The sequence below is a fragment of the Oxynema mangrovii CENA135 genome, assembly GCF_016632315.1.
Taxonomy (GTDB): Bacteria; Cyanobacteriota; Cyanobacteriia; order Cyanobacteriales; family Laspinemataceae; genus Oxynema; species Oxynema aestuarii.
In genome coordinates, this window is the sequence record NZ_JAEOXH010000001.1 from 1,725,822 (window position 1) to 1,749,648 (window position 23,827).

The window sequence follows — 23,827 nt, forward strand, 5'->3', positions numbered from 1 at the left end:
CCTCTTCAAAAAGGGGAAACTTAAAACGAGTCAGAAGTTTCGATAAGGGTGAAATCAGCCGCCGACAAATTGACGACGTCGATTAAGGTCGCCAAGAATTCATCTTGGAATTGAATCCGGGTTACAGTTCCTGTTTCGCTCAGATCGAGTTGCTCGAAGGTCAAGCCTCCCGCGAGGGCGATCGCATCCGTACCCGAAACAAAATCGGCGATCGTGTCCGTACCCGCCCCCGCCTGCAAGACAAAGCGATCGCTCCCTTCACCCCCAATCAAGGTGTCGTCACCCAAATCGCCCCAGAGGAGATCGTCGCCATCGCCGCCACCGACGACATCGTTATCTTTGCCACCGTGCAGGGTATCATTACCATCCCCGCCACAGAGCCGATCTTCCCCTTCATTACCGTTGAGGAAATCGTCCCCCGCGCCACCGCCGAGGACATCTTGCTCCCCTACAGAACCAATCGGACGGTCACTTCCGAGTCCGCCAAAGATCGTATCGTTGCCATCCGAACCGCACAGGCGATCGTTTCCTTCGTCCCCCATTAGCAAGTCATCTCCGCCATTGCTTTGGATGAGATCGTCATTTTCAGCACCGCGTAGGGTATCGTTACCTTCACCGCCGGATAGGGAGTCATTCCCCCCATCACCGTTAAGGAAATCGTCCCCCTCACCACCAAACAGTAAGTCTTCTCCGGAGACATCTCGAACATCTGGGTTGCTGGTGCCACCCCATAAACTATCGTTGCCCAAATCTCCCATTAAAGTATCGCTGCCGAGATCGCCCCAGATGCAGTCATCATCTTTACCGCCGTGGGCGATATCGTTATCTTTGCCGCCGCAAAGGGTATCGTTGCCCTCGCATCCTTGAAGGATGTCATTCCCTCGGTTGGCGTGGATGAGGTCGCGATCGCCTAGGGATCCTACAGGAATGGGGCTGCCATTACCAGCGAGAAGCGTATCGGAACTTTCCAACCCTTGGAGGAAATCATTACCGCGACCGCCAAGCAGGTAATTGTTACTTTCCGTGCCAATTAAGGTGTCGTCGCCAGCATTATTACTAGGAACTTGAGGGTTACCAAAGCAGACTGCTGGAATTTCGGGAAGGGGAGGACAACTACAGTCTAAATGAAACCCTTGCAAGGGAAGTTGTACTGCTTCCGGGGTACTGTTCATGTCTAGAGAACGTTGTTCTAGAGGAACACTCGGACAGTAAGGTACTTGAGGGGCGATCGCCTCCCATCCTCCGCCACCCGTGTTCGTCGTGTCGCCACCCGTGGTCGTCGTGTCGCCACCCGTGTTCGTCGTGTCGCCACCCGTGTTCGTCGTATCTCCACCCGGGGTCGTCGTATCTCCACCCGTGTTTGTCGTGTCGCCACCCGTGGTCGTCGTGTCGCCACCCGTGGTCGTCGTGTCTCCACCCGTGGTCGTCGTGTCGCCACCCGGGGTCGTCGTATCTCCACCCGTGTTTGTCGTGTCGCCACCCGTGGTCGTCGTGTCTCCACCCGTGGTCGTCGTGTCTCCACCCGTGGTCGTCGTGTCTCCAGACTCTCCCGATTCAGTCACTTGAGCACCGATCGCAAAATCAAACAGATCTTCGTCGCTGTCGTTGCTTTCAAACGAAAGCGTACCGTCAAAACGGCCTACAGTAATGGCATCTAATTGAATTTGTAAGCTGCCCGAAGTTCCCGGTGCAATTGTAGATGGCAAGGTTCCAACGATACTAAATCCCTCTGGGAGGTTGAGCTCGCCGAGATTGAGGTCGGCATTGCCCGTATTGGCGATCGTCAAGGTGTTCCTGAGAGCCGTACCCAGGGGAGTGCTGCCCCAGTCCAAAATCGTTGTCGTGCCGTCCTCGATCTCCGTCGTGCCGTCTTTAACTTCGATTTCTGGTTCTTTAACCTCGATTTCTGAGGAGTCGTTGTCTGCGATCGCGATCTCAGCCGTATTATCCGTGGTGCTTACGGTATAGTTACTGCCTGCCTCTAGCTGGATTTCGACCGTTTCCCCGTCGGTTTCGACCTCGTTATCGTCAATCGGAACTACGGTTAACGTGGCGTTAGTGGCTCCGGCGGCGATCGTGAAACTCGTAGCCGTCACCTCGGTGATATTGTTTCCCGCACTCAAGTTGTAGTCGTCGGCTTTCGTTGCGGTACCCGCGACATTGAAGTTGACGGTCAAGCCTCCAGTGGGTGCCGCTCGGTCTAAAGTAATCTCGAACGTGCCGTCCGTTGACTCAGTTTCGTCTGCATTGGTATCTGGAGCGATCGAAATAACCGGAGTGCTAGGAGTTGGACTCACAGGAGTCGTATTTAAAAAAACCCCAACGTAAAATGAGTAAACCTCAGGCGCATTCCCATCATATACAGCGTTCACTGCCGCTAAATCTGGCTGACCATCACCGTTAAAATCACCCACCGCAAGAGAGCGTGGAGACTTGAGTGCTTGATACGTGTTGGGAGAACCGAATACACCATTGGCGCTTTGCAAAAGTAGCGAAATTTTGTAGTCCCAAGAAGATCCAACTGCTAAATCAAGCTTGCCATCTCCATCGAAATCTGCGATCGCTACACTCGTAGGGGAACTAATCCCTATCTCATCAATCGTCTGAGGGTTAAAGTTACCCGTGCCGTCTCCTAACAGTACCGAAACGCCATTATTGCTTGTAGTCGTTACGGCTAAATCACTGTTCCCGTCTTCGTTTAAATCGGCTACTGCAACGCAACTTGCCCCATCTGCTACCCCATACGCGATCGGAGAATCGAAGCTACCAGTGCCGTTTCCCAAGAGTACGGCAACTTTGCCATCCCGATAGTTGGCCACAGCTAAATCAGCGTTGCTATCACCGTTGAAGTCTCCCACGGCTAAAGAGGCATCAGACCCATTGCCCACCTGATAGGTCGTCTCAAGGCTGAAACTGCCCGCCCCGTTTCCCAACAAGATCGCAACTTGGTCATCGGTAGAACTTCCCATAGGCCAAGAAGAATTGGCCACAGCCAAATCGACTTTGCCATCGCCGTTGAAGTCTCCCACGGCTACGGAGCGAGGAGGTTTACTGCCTACCTCATAAGTCATTTGAGAGTTGAAACTGCCATTCCCATCGCCCAAAAGGACTGAAACTTTGGTATCGGAAGAATTAGCGACAACCACATCAGCTTTTCCATCCCCGTTGAAATCTTCCACTGCTAACGAGTGTGGGGCATCTCCTACCGAAAATTTTGTCTGAGGGCTAAAGCTGCCGTTGTCATTGGCTAACAGGATCGAAATTGTGTCGTCTCCGGAGTTGGCTACGGCCAAGTCCAGATGGTTGTCGCCGTTGAAGTCTCCGAACGCTACAAAATAGGGCGTATTTCCCACTTTATAAAGGCTTGGACTGTCAAAGGTGACTTCGAGAAGGGCGGGGTAGGCGGCCATTGCGGGAGTACAGAAGGCTTTTTGCGCTCCTATTTTTCCGGCAATGGCGTCTAAGTCCCAGTGTCCGCCTAGTTTGCGATTCCCGACTGGGGAGCTAGATGCAGCGATATTGGCGCTTGTTAAATGGTGCAATTTCTCGATGAAGGTTCGCCCGATTTCTCCGGCAGCGATATTGCAGCCGTAGAGAAGGACGGAAAATTGAGGGTCGTTAAGGGAGAATTGATAAAAGGTGTTGAATAAGCTGGCGTAGCGGTCGAAATGATTACCGTTAATACTGATATTGCCCAAATGTAGGGTGCCGGGGGAACCGTGGCTGATGAGGTGAACGGCTTTGGTCTGGGGGCGATCGCGCAGCGCTGCCGCGATTTGTTCTAGGGGATCCCCAACGGGGTCGAGGATAATGAGTTCTATTCCTTTTTTGATCCCTGCCGCGAGGAGTTCCCAGGCGGGAAGGTTCGGGTCGATTAAGGCAATTTCATTTTGAGGATGTCGAGCTTCGATGACTTTCATTTTTCAAGCCCTCCGCACAATCCGAGCCAACTTTAGTGGCTCTCCCGGATTGGCGGCGACCGTCGAAAGGCATCAAAACGAATGTTCGAGGGTTTGGTGCTTTCTCTGTTCGGAACTTTAGAAGCGGTTACGTCGGTCGAGGAGGCTGGACGTGCGAGCCAGAGGCTAACTCTATCGGGTTGCAGTTGTTTGAGATCTCCTGATTTAAGTCACCGATCGCCCCTGACGAAACCGCTTTACCTTCGCTCCTGGGGAGCCATTTTGACTCGGCTTTATCGGCCTACCGATCGCATCGAGTCGGTAGCGCAATTCTCTGTAAGAGAAAAATCCCGCTAATAGCAAGGGAAAACCCATCGTTCCGCTTCAGAACCGATCTCTGTTGAAAACTCTTCAATTTGCTAAAGGGTTTTGCGATCGCTAGGGTGGGCCTCTTCCACGAGATTTTCTTGTTTGAGAATTTGTTCCCCGATCCTATCATTTCGAGAAATAAAAATTTTTTATTATAACACTTTTTTAAAAATTTATAAATCAGGAATAATACGGAGTTTACTGCGAGAACATCTTTGTTAACTGTACTCCGGTGAGGCTGACTACCGCAATTCTACGGTCAATGACTCGAATAAGCTGGCCAAAATCGTATTGGAAAATAAAAAGCCTTCGGGGTCGGTGAGTCGCACTCTGGCGGGAAGCGATCGCCTCTCCCCGATCGCCCCCGAACGGTCGAGTCCTTCAATCCAGTTATTTTTATCGTAAACTTGCAAAGTTTCGACGATCGCCGCCACCGCTTCAGCCCCGAAACTTTCTCGAATTTCGAGTAAATTCACCCCGTCGGACAACCGAAAACCGAGCATTAAGGTTTCTAAAAGCCGATCTTCCGTGGACGTGGGCGGTTCGTCGATCGCCCCGCCGGAGGCTTTATACCTTGCAACCCATTCGTAATACTCCTTGCGGGTGCGCGGTCGGGAGCAACGGCGATCGCCGACGTAGCTGGTGGCGCCCATGCCAAAGCCGTAGTAAGGCTGATTTTCCCAGTACAGACGATTGTGGCGACATTGAAAGCCCTTTTTGGCGTAGTTCGAGACCTCGTAATGCTCGTATCCCGCGCGCGAGAGCATTTCGGCGGCGAGGCGGTACATTTGCGCGGTGAGGTCGTCGTCGGGTAAGGGGCGATCGCCCGGTTTGTAGAAACGACCGAAGGGGGTAACGGGTTCGACGACGAGATCGTAACAAGAGAGGTGATTGGGGGAAATGGCGATCGCGCGATCGAGCGCACGGCGCCACTGCTCTAAACTTTGGTGGGGTAAACCAGAAATCAGATCGAGGCTGAAGTTGGGTATCCCGACGTGGCGGATATTCTCCACGGCTGTAAAAATATCCTCAGCATCGTGCGATCGCCCGCAAAGCTTTAACAAGTCGTCCTCAAACGCCTGGACGCCCAAGCTAACGCGATTGACTCCCGATCGAGCATATCCACTCAATTTGGCGCGATCGAACGTTCCCGGGTCCATTTCGGCGGAAATTTCCGCATCCGAGGCGATCCCGAACTGGCGGTCGAGAACCGTCAGGAGGCGATCGATCTGAGCGGCGGTCAGTAACGAGGGGGTTCCGCCGCCGAAAAACACCGTCTCCAAGGGGTGGGGCGATCGCGGAGTCGCTTCGATTTCCTCGATTAACACTTCGACATATTCGGCGATCGTCCCCGAATTTTCTCCCGACTTGCGATCGCCGACCACGGAAACCGGAAAATCGCAATAAAAACAGCGACGGCGACAAAAGGGAATGTGAACGTAAGCCCCTCGGGGACGGACCCGATGCAACTTCATAGGTGTTTCAAGCGTAACCAACCGAGGCAAAACGCCACAAAACTTAACAGTATAATGGGGGAGTAGCGTGTAAATCAATTATCAGAGCTGGCGCGCGATCGCATCCGCTATTGCAGCCAGAGCCTCAATCTGAAGCACGAACAGTTTTACCCTAATAGGCTTGCACTCATGCTTGATGCAATCATTATCCTTACCTTCATCCTAGCAGGAGCGGGGATCGGCTTCTACGGCATCGATATGCTTCCGGCTTCTGCCATCGATCGCGTGACCAATGTCGAAGGGTTGCGCTCCGTCACCGCCGGATTCGGCGCCTTAATTGGCGGCGCGATCGGCTTGTCAGTGCAGACCACTTACCGCCGGGTCGAAACCCAAGTGCGCCAAATGCCGATCGACGTGCTGATCACGCGATCGATCGGTTTAGTCATGGGACTGTTGGTCGCCAATTTAATGCTCGCCCCGGTCTTTTTACTGCCGATTCCCTCTGAATTTGCCTTTATCAAGCCCCTAGCGGCGATTCTCGGCAGTGTCATGTTTGCCTTTTTGGGCGTCGCCCTCGCAGACACCCACGGACGCGCTTTTTTGCGGCTGATCAACCCCCACAGCCTCGAAGCGATGCTCGTCGCCGAAGGCACCCTCAAACCCGCCGCCACCAAAGTGATCGATACCAGTTGCATCATCGACGGTCGCCTCGAATCCTTGCTCGAAACGGGCTTTCTCGAAGGACAACTGCTCATCCCCCAGTTCGTCTTGCAAGAATTGCAAATGGTCGCCGATGCGTCTAACGATCAAAAACGGGTACGCGGACGACGGGGCCTCGACATCCTCAACCGCATCGAGGAACATTATCCCGATCGCGTGGTCATTCACTCGGCAGATTACGACGATTTACAAACCGTCGATGCCAAATTGGTGCGTTTGGCTCAAGAAATTAACGCCACCTTGCTCACCAACGACTACAACTTAAGTAAAGTCGCCAGCGTTCAGAAAGTTCCAGTTCTCAACGTCAACGACCTCACCCAAGCCGTCCGTCCCGTCTACCTTCCGGGAGACAGTCTCGATTTGAAAATCCTCAAAGAAGGGAAAGAAGCGGCCCAAGGCGTCGGTTATCTCGAAGATGGCACGATGGTGGTCGTCGAAGAAGGAGGAACTCATATCGGCGACGAAATCCGAGTGGTCGTCACTTCCGCCTTGCAAACTTCTGCCGGACGCATGATTTTCGCCCGTCCTCATACCTCTGTCGTTGCGTGAACGAGCGATCGACAATAAGCGGTATGACCAAAAAGTTAATCATTTCGCGCAACCGGCCCCGATTTTTATCGAAATTGGGGCCGTTCGATTTTCAAAAGTCCCCCTTATTCAGGGGGATTTAGGGGGATCGATCCCTGCTGAGCTTAGATCGATCGAATGCAAGTGCAATTTATGGTTGCAGATCCCCCATAGCCCCCCTTATGAAGGGGGGAACGGAGAGGCGATCGCCTGATTTTGTTGCAGATTGTTGTTGCAGATCCCCCCTAGCCCCCCTTATGAAGGGGGGGAACGGAGAGGCGATCGCCTTATTTTGTTGCAGATTATGGTTGCAGATCCCCCCTAGCCCCCCTTATGAAGGGGGGGAACGGAGAGGCGATCGCCTTATTGCAAAATCGTCTTGGAAACGATGCGGGTTTTCTTACGATCGCCTTCCGAAAGGTCTTTCCCCGCTTGCAGTTGCGTCGCACTGGTTTGCAGTACGGTCGCGGCCCCTTTATCCCCCATTTGTAACGCCGTTTTTGCTGCGGTTTGTAACATCGTCGCGGCCCCAGTGCGATCGCCTTGCTGCATTTTCTGTTCGGCGATCTGGGTTTGGCGGTATTTTGCCAACGCTAAAATATGTTGCTGTACTTCTGGATTCGGCGAGGGTCGGTAAGCGGTTAAGACTTGCGCGTCTACCGCAACCGGATCGGATAAAATTCCGCTTTGACCTGTGGCGGGGTCGTCATAACGGACTTGCACTCGGGCGATCGTTTGCTGTCCTTGGGGGAATTGTCCGATGTAAAGATTGGCTAACACCACACGCTGCACGTCGGTCATCACGTCGCCGAGACGGACTTCGTATTTCCCCTGCTTGGGTTGCACGGGTAATTCGATCGTATCGGGGGCAACTTGGGCGATCGGTTTGAGTTCGGCGAGGCGCACTTTTGGCGTTAAATCGAAGATTAAATAAGCGTTCGTTAACGCGACCGATTGAATGCGCTCGAAAATCCGCCCGAATTCTTCTACCGCTCGATCCGGACGTTCGATAAAACTGAGGGTTCCCCCCGCCGCATCGGCAATTTTTTCGAGTACGTCTTGATTCCAATGTTCGCCAAACCCCAAAGTGTTGAGGGTGATGTTACTTTCGGCGGCTTGACTGGCAAATTTCAAACAGGCGTCATTACTCCCGTGTTCGTTTTCGCCGTCGGTGAGAATAAAGGCTTGTGAAACGGTGTCTTTCGATCCTTTTTTGAGTTCTTCGAGTCCGCGTTTCATACCTTCGTCGATCGCCGTTCCGCCGTCGGCACTGAGGCGATCGATTTTCTTTTTAATACTGTTAATATCTTCGATAACTTGATTGGGAACGATGATTTTCGCGCGATGGTCGAAGGCGACAATACTGAGGCGATCGCCGGGTTTGAGGCGCTCGATGAGGCGAAAAGCCGCTTCTTTGACGGTTTCTAAAGGGGAACCGTGCATGGAGCCGCTATGGTCGAGAATTAAGCATAAATTTAAGGGAATACTCGCATCGGTGGCTTCGGCGATCGCCGCAATCGATAGGGATAGTTGACGCTGGCTACTCGCTTGTCCGGCGTCGATATTGTTATCATTTAAGGCCGGGTACAAACCGACTTTCATAACAGAATTCTCCTAAGTTGATGGAAGTTTAGGGTTTAGATTTGTTTGGGGTTGAGATTGTAGCTGAAGTTGATAGCAGTCAAGATGCCTGCCCCAGGGGTCTGTTAACTTCTGAAAACTACTCAGAAGAAGTGAATCAGAAGATTCAATACAAGGCTAACATTAATTTTTTGCGATATTCTTTGGTTAAGGGATGGTCGTTTCCTAAAAGATCGAAGATGGCGATCGCCCCTTTTCGGGCGCCGTCATCTTTGTAGGTGCGATCGGTTTCGACGATATCGATAAACAGCTTTAAAGCTTGTTCGTACTGTCCTTCTAAGGTTAAGGCTGCGGCTTGGGAAAATTGACGGTCAATTTCGCGATCGCCGCTCGGATGAATGGCTTCTTTCCTAAAATAAATTAAGGAACGAATGGCTTTCAGTTGGGCTTCGTAATTTTTATCGAATTCGTCAAGTTTGGAGATAACGGCTTCGGCGTCTTCGAGGCGATCGATACCAATGAAAAATTTAGCCGCCGCGATCGCTAATTTGGGATTTTCGGGATAGTCTTGAAGCAGCGATCGCCATTGTTGTTCGGCTTGCTCTAATTCCCCGGCGGCAATATTTGTTTTAATCGCCGCTACTCGTTCGTCAATTCGTGAGGAAATATTGCATTTTGCCAAAAATTCCGCTAACTGGTCGTTAGGAAGTACGCCGACAAAACTATCGATGACTTTACCTTCTTTGATGACTTTAACGTCGGGAATACCTTCGATTTTAAAGGCTTGCGCTAAATATTGGTTTTCTTCGACATTGACTTTGGCGACGATGCAATCGTATTCTTTCGCCACGTTCTCTAGGATCGGTTTGAGCATTTGACACGGACCGCACCACGTGGCAAAAAAGTCTACAATAATCGGTGTTTCGTAAGATTTGGCTAGAACTTCTTCCTCGAAGTTATGGTCGTAAACCTCTATGGAATATCCCATGTCCGGCTATTTTCCGATAAATAGATGATTCGGGAAATGCGATTTTAACCCATACTTAACCAAGATGGGGCGAATGCGCTTCCCCATCCGTATTTTAATGGGAGATTGCCGGAAGGCGATCGGCGGTTTTCCCTCTGGATTTGTCCGATTTCCGTACAGACTACCGGGGGATACGGGCGATCGCCTCTTCAAGTCGAATTTTTGGAAAAAAGCGGGCGATCGGACTCGAACCGACGACATTCAGCTTGGGAAGCTGACGTTCTACCACTGAACTACGCCCGCGTCAAGCAATTGTTACAACTTTTAACGAGTTTCTTGCAGGTTGCAACAACAGGCTAGAAGCTAATTATATAGCGATCGCCCCCGGTTTTGTCTAGAGGGGGGCGAGGATTTTAACGGGGGCGATCGCTCAAACCGACTTACACTGAATTAGACATCGACATAATAACCGACCCCCTCATAGCGGTAGAAAGGTAGGGTATTGCTGACGACGTCACGTTCGACGGCGGACGGCGTGTAGAAGTGCGCCCCAGTAAACGTATTGAAGAAACGATATAACGGATCGCTACCGGGGGCAGGTTGCACGTAGGCGTTGTAGGCGATGCCTTCATCGCGGAACGCCATCAAGTTAGTTCGCACGAAATTGGCCTCGTTCGGATCGATCGTATAGAAGTGGGTTCCCACTTGGGTGTTGAAGAAGCGGAAGACGGGGGCTGTATTCGGCGTTCCCGCAGGTGCCGCTTCAAAGGAAGGGCCTTCGTAGTTGTAGCTAATTAAATTATCTCGAACGAAGTTCCGCTCGTTTTCGTCGGCAGTATAAAAGTGAGTTCCGGTGACGGTGTTGTAAAAACGGTACACTCTCAATCCCGTGACCGGATCGGTTCCGCCACCGTCGTTATCGGCGATCGTCAAACTGGCGCTATTCGGCGTTCCTACGTTATACCCCGTCCCTGGATTCAAAGAGACGGCGATCGTTTCGTTGGGATCGTTGAGGGCGTCATCCACCGGGCTGACCGTGAAATTGACTACACTTTGACCGTTGGGGATCGTCACCGTTCCCGTTCCCGTCGGGGCGAAGTTGGCACCGATGACGCCGTAGTCACTGGTGGCACCGCCAAAGGTTGCCGTACCGCCAAAGGTAAGATTTACTGTGAGATCGCCCGTGGTTTGGCTTCCGCGAGAGAGGGTAAAGGTTCCCAGCCCGCCTCCGGCTTCGCTGGGCGTTCCACTGGCGCTTAAGGTGACCGTGGTTCCCGGAACTGCTCCCCCGGGAATCAGGTTTAATGTATAAGGAGTGGACGCCCGCCCGCCGTCGGGTAAGTTGGCGGTGGTATCGTTAGCACTTACTTTAACTAAGTAGTTGCCCGTCGCCAGATTGACATTTTCAAGGGCTTCGTCGCTGGTTCCGCCATTTTGCGATCGCAAAATCAACGTGGTGCCGTTGGCTTCGTATAATTCTAAATCGGCATTATCTTGCAATCCCGACAGTCTCAGGCTCACTGTTCCCGCACTCGGCAAGCGGAAGTTATACCAATCGTTGATATCGCTGCGACCGACAAAGCCGTTAATGCTTTGGGGGGTTAAATTACCCAATTGCGGTGCAGTTGCAGCGACGTTATTCGCTGCATTTTCCGAGTTAATTTCGAGGAGAAATGGCCCGGTTGTCGCTGTCGCCGGGACGGGTACGGCGGCAGTTTGTACGACGGCCCGATAGCTGACGCCGGGTTGGACGCCATTGGTCGTAGTTTCCGGCGTACCTCCGATAGCAGTGTTAATCGGACCGCCGACAAGAGAAGCACCATTACCTAATAAATCGAGTTGAACGTCGAGATTGGCATTCGGATATAAGGTGACGATTAGGGGACGTTGCAAGTCGATCGCCGTTCCGGGAATATCGAAGAGAAAGGGGATAACGGGATCTTGAATGTTTCCTGTAAATCGGGTGCCTGTCATGGCTGTTTCTCCTAATTGAAGAATAAGGACGATGACCGGAATCAAATTAGAACATTGGACAGACAAATCGGAGCTTCAAGAAAGGTGAACTCTAGGAGTTTTAATGGCTAAGTTTAAATGCTGAAAATCCTTCAAGGTTTATAGCAATTCTCCATTGGGTGAAGCTTCCGAAGAAATCGGGTCTTCTGGAACGATCGTGAAATTTGTCGGCTCGAATCCCAAAGTTGGATAGGCGCGAATGGCCGTTCGCCCCTACTGTCGCTGGTTGTGGCCGATCGTTAAATTAGATATTTACCTCAAATCCAGAAGACCTAAAAATACCCGTTTGAATCTTGATAGATCGCGGATTTTGGAAAAGCTATCGTTGTAATTTCACGAACTTTTAAGGTTTTAACCGCATCCTTGAATTTAACCCAACCTTTTTTTCAAGTTTGTTAAGAGGATTTTGATTGAACTACCTTGTAATGACTCTCGGTGGCGTTTTTTAGAAAAAACCGAGAGCTTGATAGATTTTGCTTCTATTTTACAAACGAGTTGAGAAAAGATCCGACGGGCGATCGCAAAAGTTAAATCAACTCAATAATTATTTATAACTGGACAAAAAGAAAGGAGGACACCCGTCGGTACGCCCTCCTTTTTTTAACTTGAGCTAGTTAGTCGATCGAGTTACAGAATCGTGAATACAGAAGCATCGATCGCGCTGGCGTCAACACCGTTGAGAACGGCCAATAGTTCGTCCGTTTCCGCGATCCGAATTGCCGTATTTTCGCCAATTTGGGCGATCGCCAGGGCTTCGTAAGTGAGTCCCTCCGTCAAGACCAAAGTATCGCGGGTACCACCGTTGACGGTGAAATCGACGATCGCATCGGTTCCCATGTCGGGAGAAAGCACGAACCAGTCTTTCCCTTGACCGCCAATCAGGGTGTCGTCGCCCCACCCGCCAGTGAGGGTATCGTTATTGGCGCCGCCATCGAGGAAGTCACGACCTGCATCTCCGTCGAGGAGATCGTTGTTATTGCCTCCGGTCAGGGTATCGTCGCCATCGCCTCCCGCGATCGTGTCATCTCCCGTATCCCCTACGAGTAGGTCATTTCCGGCTTCACCGGAGAGGCGATCGCTCCCCGAATTACCGCTTAAACTATCATCGCCACTACCGCCTGTGAAGTCGTCCTCGCCAGAACCGCCCGTCAGGTTGACCGGGGGATCCGGTTCTGGTTGCGGTTCCGGTTGCGGTTCTGGTTGCGGTTCCGGTTGCGGTTCTGGTTGCGGTTCCGGTTGCGGTTCCGGTTGCGGTTCCGGTTGCGGTTCTTCGACTGGGGGTTCCGGTTGCGGTTCCGGTTGCGGTTCCGGTTGCGGTTCTTCGACTGCGGGTTCTACGGGAGTTTCGGCGATCGGTTCGCTTCCCTCTTGTGGAGAACTCGGACGTTCGGCGGGAGGCGGTGTAACCGGGGTGAGATCTTCCAAAGGGAGAATGACCGTTTCGCCGGGAGTTTCGGTGACGGGTTCCGGGGTTTGGGTCGATGGCATCCCCGGGGAACTTTCGGGTTGTGAGATGGTCGGAGTTTCGGCGATCGCCTCCCCGCTAGGAGTAGAGGGGTTTTCCTCAACAGCAGGTTGAGACGGCGATGGGGATGGCGTTTCTACCGCTTCACTCTCGGCGATATTTGCCTCCGGTTCCGGGTCGGGCATCTCGGCGACTGGGGTCGGCGTCGGTTCCGCCGGGGTGCTAGGTTGGGCAGTCGGTTCGACGGTCGGCGTGGACGCCGGATCGGTCGGAGTGACCGTAGGACTGACGGTTTCGGAGAGGTCTTCCGTCTCGGGAGAGGCGATCGCGATCGGAATTTCGATCTCCGGAAGGTTAGTTAGTGAGTTAGTGTCTGTTTGCGGGTTGGGTCGGTTCGAGTTGCCGTTGGCGTTACCGTTATTCGGGCGATCGGTTTGCGGCGTCGAAACTGGGAGGTTGATTTGGGGAATGGGCGGAATTTGAGGAAGATCGGGTTGGAAGAAACTCGGACTTCCTTTGAGAACGGCGAGGAGTTCTCCGCTTAGGGCATAGTGAATCAGGGTATCGCTGACGAATTCGTTTTCACCGGGGCTGAAAGTGAGTTGATCGAAGCGTAAGTCGCCGATAAAGCCGAAATTGTCTTTGGCGAAGTCAAAGTTATAGATATATTCAACCCCAAAGCCAACGCCGAGCATGAATGTATCGCTTCCAGTACCACTGTATAGGTAATCGTCATCGCGTCCGCCGAAGAGGACGTTATTATCTTTATCGGCGTAGAGGGTATCTTGTCCTTGACCGCCGTGGAGGAGGTCGTTTCCAGTGTGGGCGACAAGCAAATCGTTTTGTTGACCGCCGAGGAGAGTGTCGTCACCGGAGTGACCGTAGAGGGTGTCATTTTCCGTACCCCCTTCGATATAGTCGTTGCCCGCCCCTGCATCGATGAGGTCGTTTCCAGCTTCTCCCCAGACGCGATCGTTGTGAGAACCCGCACTAATGCGATCGTTGCCTCCACCACCGAGAATCGAGTCATCCCCGGAACTGCCATCGAGGATATCTTCGCCGTCCCCGCCGTCGAGGGTGTCGTCCCCAGACCGTCCCTGGATGCTGTCGTTGCCTTCGTCACCGAGGAGTAAGTCATTATCTTGGCGTCCGTCGAGATAGTCGTTGCCGAAGCCACCGAGGAGGGAGTCTTCTCCGGCTTTGCCATCGAGGGTATCGTCGCCCCCTAAGCCACTGAGGACGTTGGCGCCATTGTCGCCGATGAGGGTGTCGTTATGTTCGGAACCTTCGACGTTTTCGACGTTGCGAACTACGTCGCCTTCCGCATCACCGCCGAGTCCCCGTCCTGGTTGCAGGTGCATATAGATGGCTTCGGGGGAGTTGTAGTAGGAGATGGTGTCGTCTCCGGCGCCGCCATCTTGGAAGTCGGCCCCGGCGCCACCCACGAGGGAGTCGTTGCCATCATCGCCGTAGAGTTCGTCGTCTCCGGCGTGTCCGTAGAGGGTGTCGTCGTCACTGCCACCCCGCATGGAGTCGTTGTCGCCTTCGCCATAGAGGAAGTCGCGACCTTGACCGCCGTCTTGGGAGTCGTTTCCGGCGCCGCCATAGAGGAGGTCTTCGCCATCGTCTCCGGTCATTTGGTCGTCGCCGTTTTCGCCATAGAGGAGGTCGTTGTCGTTGCCGCCACTCATTTGGTCGTTGCCGTTGCCGCCATAGAGGAGGTCTTCGCCGTTGTCTCCGGCCATGATGTCGTGTCCGTCTTGGCCATAGAGTTGGTCGTTGTCGTTGCCGCCACTCATTTGGTCGTTGCCGTCGCCACCATAGAGGAGGTCTTCGCCGTTGTCCCCGGACATGGTGTCATCGTCGCCATCGCCATAGAGTCGGTCTTGGCCTTCGTTGCCGTTCATTAGGTCGTCTCCGGCGCCTCCTTCTAGGAGGTCTTGACCGTCATCACCGGCCATTGCATCGTTCCCATCTTCCCCATAGAGGGTGTCGTTGTCGCCGTTGCCGTTCATTTGGTCGTTTCCGGCGCCGCCGTGGAGGGTGTCTTCTCCGGCATCTCCGGCCATGATGTCGTTGTCTTCGTCACCATAGAGGAGGTCTTGACCTTCGTTACCGTTGATGAGGTCGTCTCCGGCGCCGCCGCGAACGGTGTCTAGGCCGTCGTTGCCTTGGATTTGGTCGTTGCCGTCGTTGCCTTGGATGCTGTCGTTGCCAAGGTTGCCATAAATTTTGTCGTTGTCGGCGCCACCAGAGATGATGTCATCGCCGTTGTCGCCAGTGATGCTGTCGTCTCCTGAGTCTCCATAGATATAGTCGATGTCGTTGCCACCGGAGATGATGTCGTTTTCGCTGCCACCGGAGATGGTGTCTAGGCCGTCGTTGCCTTGGATGATGTCGTTGTCTTCGTTGCCTTGGATGCTGTCGTTGCCGTTGTCGCCAGTAATGTTGTCGTCCCCTGAGTCTCCTTGGATGTAGTCGTTGTGGTCGCCACCGGAGATGGTGTCGTTTTCGCTGCCACCGGAAATGGTGTCTAGGCCGTCGTTGCCATAGATTTTGTCGTTGCCTTGGTTGCCTTGGATGATGTCTTGGTCGGCATTTCCGGTGATGCTGTCGTCTCCGCTATCTCCTTGGATATGGTCGTTGCCGTCGTTGCCTTCGATGATGTCGTTGTCGTTGCCACCAGAGATGGTGTCTTGGTCTTCGTTGCCTTGGATGTAGTCTTGACCGTTGTCTCCTTGGATGCTGTCGTTGCCAAGGTTGCCATAGATGCGATCATTGTTGTCGCCACCAGAGATGTAGTCGTTGCCAGAGTCGCCGGTGATGCTGTCGTCTCCTGCGTCGCCAAAGATTTGGTCTTCGTGGTTGCCACCGGAGATGGTGTCTTGGTGGTTGCCGCCAGAAATGGTGTCTAGGCCGTCGTTTCCTTGGATGGAGTCGTCGCCGTCGTTGCCTTCGATGTAGTCTTGGTCGGCGTTTCCGGTGATGTTGTCGTTTCCGGCGTTGCCTTGGATGTTGTCGTTGCCGTTGTCGCCGGAGATGATGTCATTTCCTTCGTTGCCTTGGATGGTGTCGTGGTCATCGCCACCGGAAATGTTGTCTTGTCCGAGGTTGCCTTGGATGCTGTCGTTACCTGCATCACCTTGGATACTGTCGTTATCTTCGTTGCCAAAGATTACGTCGTTGCCGTTGCCACCGGAAATTTGGTCATCGCCTGTGTTGCCTGAGATGAGGTCATGGCCATTGTCACCGGAGATGATGTCGTTACTTTCGTTTCCTTGGATGGTGTCTTCGTTGTCGCCACCGGAGATGATGTCTTGTCCGAGGTTGCCTTGGATGTTGTCGTTGCCCGCATCACCTTGGATATTGTCGTTATCCTCGTTGCCGAATATTACGTCGTTGCCGTTGCCACCGGAAATTTGGTCATCGCCTGTGTTGCCAAAGATTAAGTCTTCGCCATTATCCCCGGAAATATTGTCATTTCCTTCGTTTCCTTGGATGGTGTCTTCGTTGTCGCCACCGGAAATGTTGTCTTGTCCGAGGTTTCCTTGGATGCTGTCATCTCCTGCATCACCTTGGATACTGTCGTTATCTTCGTTGCCAAAGATTACATCGTTGTCGTTGCCACCGGAAATTTGGTCGTTACCAGTTCCACCTAAAATTAAATCGTTGTCATTACCACCATAAATTTCATCATTGCCCTCATCTCCGGCAATGCTATCGTCACCGGCTTCACCATAAATTAAGTCGTCACCATCTTCTTCTTGTAATGTAGTGGTATTGGCTTCAGCAACAATTGTTTTGGTACTATTGCTCGTGATGTCAACTGGAAATGTAGTACTTGCTTCTGCATTTAAACTAATACCAGCTATGCTAAAACTGGCTTCTCCTGAATTAGGACCATTCTCCTCAATGGGACCATCAAACCAATCTGAATCTTTGCGATAACCACCTCCAACGTTATCATTACCACTGCCACCGTAGATAGTATCTCGTCCGTTTTCACCTCGGATAAAATCGTCATCTCCACCACCATAAGCGATATCATTTCCATCAGCAGCATAGAAAGTGTCATTACCTGAACCACCTTCAAAGTAATCATCCCCTGACCACAGAATACCATTCCCACCATCATCGTCAGCAAAATCATTACCTTCGCCACCATAATAAGTGTCGTTACCTGAACCTCCTTCTAGGTAATCATCATTTTCTCCTCCTACTAAACTATCATTACCTCCCCAACCTTTTAAATTATCATTCCCCGATCCACCTGATAAAGTATCATTACCAGTATGCCCCCAAATTATATCTGCTACATTTGTTCCCGATAAACTCCTGTTAAAGGCAAGGCGGTTTTCAATGCCAGGAAATTTAGAAACATTCAACGTTGGTAGATTGGCAAGGTTATCAAGTCCTACCGAATGTAAAACAGAAGAAATCACTGAGTTGCTATTTTGGTAATCACCTATAATTCTATTATGATAATTAAGATTTGCTGAATCGATTAATTCTGCTTGTTGTTTCATTATTTCCCATACTGAGGAAGCATTTCTACCATTAAGATTAATTTCTTTAGTTCCTTTTACATCATTAGTCCTCTCTACGGAGCTTTCCATCGGCTTACCAGATTCAGTCTTAATCGTTCCAAAACCAGAATCTATAAAAACAAATTGATCAGTCAAAATATTACCTTGACTCTCTGGTCCACCACGAATTACATATTCTTTTCCATTACTATCTTTAAATACTAAGTAAAGATGACCGTTCCCCAGAAATAAATCAATGTATTTAATGGATATTGATGCTTCTGACTTGTCTACTTGAACAAGGCTATCACTCAAATTCAAAACAACTGAATCATCCTCACTCTGCAAAGCCTGAACCTGAGACGGACTCAACTCAAACCCTTGCACCAAATTAGAAAAATATTCCCCTTCATCCCCTGGGGTATCCTCATCATTAATCTGCCAATCGACATAATGCCCGATTTCTTCCAAGAACACACTATTAACTGCCCCCAGATTCTCCATATACTGACTGAGAAAATCTTGAGAAAAATAAATCGTATTATTTGACCCGGCATAAGCAGCATTGGCGCCACCGAGTTGGCTGCCGGTGAGGATTTCGATTTGGGGAAGTGAGGCAAAATCCCCGTTACTCCACTGCTGCTGGATTCCCGCTAATTGATTGGCATCATAGGCATTGCCAAAAGCGGTTGAAATCTTTTGCAGAAATTCTTCACTTTTGGCGAATTCAGTTAAGATGCTTTGGACGTTTTCCAGGGATTCGTCTAGTACGGTTGCGTAAGGTTGGTTGGTGATGTTGTTCGACATGGTTTGGTCCTCTTGGTTTTATCCCCCCTAGCCCCCCAAATATGGGGGGGACCGGAAGGGGTTTGTGGTCGATGTGGTTTGGATCCCCCCTAGCCCCCCTTCAAAAGGGGGGAACTGGAAGGGCTTTGCAAGTCCCCCTTATTAAGGGGAATTTAGGGGGATCTTTTCGATATTGAGTTGGTTGGATCCCCCCTAGCCCCCCTTCAAAAGGGGGGAACTGGAAGGGCTTTGCAAGTCCCCCTTATTAAGGGGAATTTAGGGGGATCTTTTCGATATTGAGTTGGTTGGATCCCCCCTAGCCCCCCTTCAAAAGGGGGGAACCGGAAGGGCTTTTTAAGTCCCCCTTATTAAGGGGGATTTAGGGGGATCTGTCCGAGAATTTGCTTGGTTGGATCCCCCCTAGCCCCCCTTGGGAAGGGGGGAACCGGAGTGGCTTTTTAAGTCCCCCTTATTAAGGGGGATTTAGGGGGATCGTTTCGATCGCAGGTTATGGGCGATTCTCGTGGGTTGGGTTCCTCCCTTGAGGGTCTTTATGGATTTATTGGTAAAGCGTCGTCTGTTTTATGCACTTCGGTCTTGCAATCCCAAAAATTAATCGATCTTAATGGGTCTGAACTTCGATCGCCCTTAGCACAATCTAGGGATCCTCTCCATAAAAATCCCCTGCTCAATGTCATAAAACAGTGAGTTCCGGTCAGGCTTCCTAAAGTTTGAGTCGATCTCAAACTCCACAAGTAACCTTATTCAATGTCTTCAATTTTTAGACGGTAAGAGTGCAACTCTCCTCTTTGATTCGGCTGGCTGGGACTTGTGGCACCCACGAAGCGTGTCCGACAAGCAATTTGAGTTGACTGGCTCTGGCTCCGTAATTCTACGGTGAGAATTAATATACCACTGTTTTTACTTTCCCAGAAATTTTTTATTTAAAGTTCTTGTAAAGTTGGTAGCGCTTCTGGGGATTTTACTGATTCTAAATGAGAGTAAAACTCTAACTTTAATGAAGTTTTGGAGTAAAATGCTCGAAAATGTCTCCAGAAACAGGGATTTTACGGAAATTTATTCTAAATTTTGGGTAAAAATTGTTAAATTACGTGAAATAATCGATCGCTCTGGAAGTTAGGAATCTTTACTCTACTCCGTGGGATACTTACCGAAACTCTCTCTTGTTACTCCGGCGCCCCCGTACAATTGACGATGAAACCTCAACTTTTTTGTTATATCGGTGGCGCCACTGGGTTCGTTCGGGACGGGCACCCTCACGGTTTTCGCATTGATGTTTACTGAGGTCTTGCGGAAAGTAGCTCCCCCTAGGGTGGGTATTTGACCCACCCTACATAGATAGATTGAAACCAGATCGCCTATGCACCCAGATAGCGGCGGACGAAACTTTCCAGGGTCTCCAACTTGAAATCGAACGTGCTTTCTAACCGTTCGATTTCCTCTGGGGTGCAGAAAAACTCATTCGCCAATAACACGCGCAAAGTTCCGAGGGACTTTTGTAAATCGGGATTGACAAATCCTAAAATACCGCGAACGCCGTCGAACACCGTTAACGGCGGATTGATTACGAAGGGTTCGCGATTGAAAATGCGGCCAAAAATGCGCGGGAGTTCGCCGCGAGATAGCACTTCGGGACCGCCGACGGCAAAGATTCGATCGCTCGCCGCTTGTAGGGTGACTGAATCGACGGCTATTTTGGCTAAATCGTCCGTACTGACGGGAGACGTGCGATTTTTCATGTCTCCCACACTCAAGTAAATCCCGGTTTCTTTCACTCGTTCGGCGAGGGGTAACAAGTTGGAGGCAAAACCGGAGGGACGCAAAATGGTATAATTCAAACCACTATTTTGCAGGTATTTCTCGACTTCTCGCTTGGCTTTGAAGACGGGGGAATCTTCGTAGCCGCGATCGCACCCCAAGACGGAAATAAACACGAAATGCTTGACTCCACAGGCTTTCGCGCAATCGATCAACTCGATATTCGCCCGATAATCCAAGGCTTGGGCGCCGCCACTGGCTTCGTTCGACCCGTGGGCGCTGATGATATAATCGACGCCTTGGGTGGCTTTGTGGATATCCCGTTCTTCGGTTAAATCGCCGATGAATATATCTGCGCCTCGGTTCTCTAGTTCGCCGTAACGGGAAGTTAAACGCACGAATGTTCTCACGTTTTGGTCTCGTTCTCTCAGCACTCGCACGATACGCCGTCCCAGTCCGCCTGTGGCACCTGTCACTAAGTACATTCGTTAAACTCCTTTTGCAGTTGTTGTTTGTCAAAGGGGCAGGGGATGCCCGATTTTCAACTACAATTTAGCAAAAGCCTTGGGAATTGACCGATCGCCCCTCCGGATATTGGCGCGAGGGTCGGTGAATTGAGGGTTGCGATCGCCATCCGAACGAAGTCTGAGTTAATCTTTCAAGACTTAGGCTAAAATTGCCTAAAATCATTGGAAATTGGAATAGGAAAGAAGAGCAAATTTCTGGTTTGAATTTACTGAGGCGATCGCAAATTAGTAGGAAGATCGATCTACTTACTTACCAATGGAAAAATGGTTTAAATTGACTCAGGAAGGGTTTGGTAACCAAACCCCTACAGGATTTTTTGATGTTTTCTCGATCGACAGTCTCTAAATTATACCATTTTTCAGAAATAATGAGAGAGAGCGAGGTTTTACAAAAATGGTATAAAGCCCTCTAATTTTTCAATTTTCCACGGCTGATACCAGTCTGCAAGCAGTGCGAGCGAAATTACCAAATGTTCCTCGATTTTGTTCGGAATTAAGATGGAATTCAACTCAACCGATCGCGCCGCCCCGGTCTACAATTTTCATCTAGAATGCTCATCTACAATTCTAAAACAACTGGCGTATGATCGCTCGGTCTTTCCAGTCGGCGCGGGGCAATATCGATCTCGCAACGGCGGGCGCGATCGCTCAGAGCAGGTGTGAGATAATGATGGTCGATCCGCCAGCCGCGATTGTTAGCGAAACCGCCTCGGCGATAGTCCCACCAGCTATAATGACCGCCGTCCTCGTGGAATTTACGGAAAATATCGATAAATCCTAAATCGAGGATCTGGGTTTGGAGGGCTTCGCGTTCCGCCGGAGACGCCATAATATCCGTATCTTTCGTATCGCGGTAGACATCGCGATCGTCGGGAGCGATGTTAAAATCGCCGCAGATACAAATTTTATCGGTCCGATCGCCCGTGGCCTTCAGATAGTCGTGGAGGACTTGCAACCACTGCAATTTATACTCATACTTGTCGCTACCGACGGCAGACCCGTTAGGAACGTAGAGATTGACGATGCGGACATCTTCTAAGGTCGCGGCGATCGCCCGTTTTTGGAGATCGAACTCGGCAACGGCATCGCCTAAAAGTGAGGAAAACCCGATCGCCACGTCGGACATCGGCGTTTGACTGAATAAAGCGACCCCATTATAAGACTTTTGGCCGGAAATATATAAATGATAGCCCAAGTCCTCGAAAGGCGATCGGGGAAAATCTCGATCGACGACCTTCGTTTCTTGCAAGCAAAGAACATCCACGGGGTTCGCTTGCAACCAGTTCGTCACCTGTTCGGCGCGAGTGCGAATAGAATTGACATTCCAAGTGGCGATTTTCATCGAAATTCAGGATAGATAGAGATTTCGCATCTTACCAGAAAGCCTGTGGGGCGGGCATCCGGCCCGCCATCCACTGAAGCCACCGAAGCTATCTAGAAACAGGAAATCCCATCTCCTCGGGCAGTTCCTAAATAGGACAAGTCAAACCGCCTGCTTTTTGGGTGAACTTGATGTTTTCGCGATAATCTACCGGACAATCGATCACGGCGGGGACGTCTTGTTCGAGGGCTTCTTTCAACGTCGGAACGAGATCGGCGGTCGATTCGACGCGATAGCCTTTCAACCCCATACTTTCGGCTAATTTGACAAAATCGGGATTGCCAAATTTAACAAAAGCCGACTCGCCATAGTGATTGTGTTGCTTCCACTCGATCAAACCGTAACCGCAATCGTTGAAGATCACCGTCACGAAGGCCGTTCCGACGCGCAAAGCGGTTTCGAGTTCTTGGCAGTTCATCATAAAACCGCCGTCTCCCGTGGCCGCAATTACCTTGCGATCGGGATAGACTAATTTAGCGGCGATCGCCCCGGGAATCGCAATCCCCATCGCCGCAAACCCGTTAGAAATCAAACAGGTATTCGGACGTTCGCAGTGGTAATGACGGGCGATCCACATTTTATGCGCCCCGACATCGGAAATCAAAATATCTTCCGGCGCCATCACTTGGCGCAAGTCGTAAATCAACTTCTGCGGTTTGATCGGATATTCGTTATCGTCGGCGTACTGTTCGTAATCCGCCCGGATATCGTTACGCAGTTCGCAGGCTTGGGGTTGGGGCTTGCCGTGGCGATCGCACCGATGCAAAATTTCCATGAGAGAATCGGAAATATCGCCGACCACTTCCACAATCGGAATATAACTGCTGTCAATTTCCGCCTGGGCGGCGCCGATGTGAATAATCGGAATTTTCCCTTCCGGATTCCATTTTTTCGGCGAATACTCGATCAAGTCGTAACCGACGGCAATCACCAAATCCGTATGGTCGAAAGCACAACTAATATAATCCCGTTGTTGCAGTCCGGCGGTCCACAGGGACAGGGGATGGGTATACGGAATCACCCCTTTCCCCATAAACGTGTTGGCGACGGGAATTTGCAGGCGCGTCGCAAATTCAGTTAAGGCGGCGGCGGCGTGGGCGCGAATCGCCCCATTGCCGACTAAAATCAAAGGATTCGTCGCCCGGGAAATAGCGGCGGCGGCTTCGTTCAAGCCTTGATAGGACGCATAACTTTTCTCTTGTTTGTCAATCGTGAGAGGATGTCCCACGGCGGGCATGGCGGCAATATTTTCGGGAACGTCGATATGTACCGCCCCCGGTTTCTCGGTTTGCGACCGTTTGAAGGCTTTGCGGACGATTTCCGGGGTAATGCTGGGACGCACGATTTGGGCGTTCCATTTGGTAACGGGGGAGAACATCGCCACCAAGTCTAAATATTGGTGAGATTCGATATGCATCCGGTCGGTACCGACTTGTCCCGTAATCGCGACCAAGGGCGCGCCGTCGAGATTGGCATCGGCGACCCCAGTCATCAAGTTGGTCGCCCCGGGCCCGAGGGTCGAGAGGCAGACTCCGGCTTTCCCGGTCAGGCGTCCGTAAACGTCGGCCATGAAGGCGGCGCCTTGTTCGTGACGGGTGGTGATAAATTGAATCGAAGAGTTGCTTAAGGCGCGCAACACTTCTAGATTTTCTTCACCGGGAAGTCCGAACACGTAGCGGACGCCTTCGTTTTCCAAACAACTGACCAAGAGTTCGGCTGTATTCATTTCACCCATAGTGGCTTACCTTGTAGTATCGATCGTGACTTGTTAGGAGAAGATCGCCTTTTCTCAC

The 23,827-nt window shown here is 51.2% G+C and carries 10 protein-coding genes and 1 tRNA gene; 1 reads left to right on the top strand and 10 read right to left on the bottom strand.

Going from position 1 to position 23,827, the window contains the following annotated elements; genetic code table 11:
* Window positions 1–20: 20 nt before the first annotated feature.
* Complete coding sequence (locus tag JJD41_RS25540; RefSeq protein ID WP_200665273.1) at window positions 21–3,920, bottom strand: FG-GAP-like repeat-containing protein; 3,900 nt, start codon at window positions 3,918–3,920, stop codon at window positions 21–23.
* Between the two features lie 590 nt (window positions 3,921–4,510).
* On the bottom strand, window positions 4,511–5,743 hold the full coding sequence (gene hemW / locus JJD41_RS06865; protein ID WP_200665274.1) for a radical SAM family heme chaperone HemW: 1,233 nt from the start codon (window positions 5,741–5,743) through the stop codon (window positions 4,511–4,513).
* A gap of 168 nt (window positions 5,744–5,911) precedes the next feature.
* On the opposite strand from hemW, the gene JJD41_RS06870 reads away from it, so the two are divergent.
* Window positions 5,912–6,991 carry a PIN/TRAM domain-containing protein gene (locus tag JJD41_RS06870; protein ID WP_200665275.1) on the top strand — a complete coding sequence of 360 codons (1,080 nt, stop codon included), beginning with the start codon at window positions 5,912–5,914 and terminating at the stop codon, window positions 6,989–6,991.
* Window positions 6,992–7,372: 381 nt separating this feature from the next.
* On the opposite strand, the gene JJD41_RS06875 is transcribed toward JJD41_RS06870, so the two are convergent.
* The 8 genes from JJD41_RS06875 to JJD41_RS06910 form a co-directional block, all read right to left on the bottom strand.
* Window positions 7,373–8,611 carry a vWA domain-containing protein gene (locus tag JJD41_RS06875; protein ID WP_200665276.1) on the bottom strand — a complete coding sequence of 413 codons (1,239 nt, stop codon included), beginning with the start codon at window positions 8,609–8,611 and terminating at the stop codon, window positions 7,373–7,375.
* A 145-nt stretch (window positions 8,612–8,756) separates the two neighbouring features.
* Window positions 8,757–9,578, bottom strand: coding sequence for a tetratricopeptide repeat protein (locus JJD41_RS06880; RefSeq protein ID WP_200665277.1), 822 nt, complete (start codon window positions 9,576–9,578; stop codon window positions 8,757–8,759).
* Between the two features lie 210 nt (window positions 9,579–9,788).
* Window positions 9,789–9,860, bottom strand: a tRNA-Gly gene (locus tag JJD41_RS06885).
* Between the two features lie 147 nt (window positions 9,861–10,007).
* Window positions 10,008–11,531, bottom strand: a complete 1,524-nt coding sequence (locus JJD41_RS06890; RefSeq protein ID WP_200665278.1) for a pre-peptidase C-terminal domain-containing protein — start codon at window positions 11,529–11,531, stop codon at window positions 10,008–10,010.
* A 666-nt stretch (window positions 11,532–12,197) separates the two neighbouring features.
* A complete protein-coding gene (locus tag JJD41_RS06895) occupies window positions 12,198–18,368 on the bottom strand; it encodes a hypothetical protein (RefSeq protein WP_200665279.1) in 6,171 nt (2,056 codons plus the stop codon).
* A gap of 1,358 nt (window positions 18,369–19,726) precedes the next feature.
* Complete coding sequence (locus JJD41_RS06900) at window positions 19,727–20,611, bottom strand: SDR family oxidoreductase (RefSeq protein ID WP_200665280.1); 885 nt, start codon at window positions 20,609–20,611, stop codon at window positions 19,727–19,729.
* A gap of 601 nt (window positions 20,612–21,212) precedes the next feature.
* Window positions 21,213–21,995 (bottom strand): exodeoxyribonuclease III, encoded by a 783-nt coding sequence (gene xth / locus JJD41_RS06905; protein ID WP_200665281.1) that lies wholly within the window; start codon window positions 21,993–21,995, stop codon window positions 21,213–21,215.
* Between the two features lie 127 nt (window positions 21,996–22,122).
* Complete coding sequence (locus tag JJD41_RS06910; RefSeq protein WP_200667124.1) at window positions 22,123–23,760, bottom strand: acetolactate synthase large subunit; 1,638 nt, start codon at window positions 23,758–23,760, stop codon at window positions 22,123–22,125.
* Window positions 23,761–23,827: the final 67 nt, after the last annotated feature.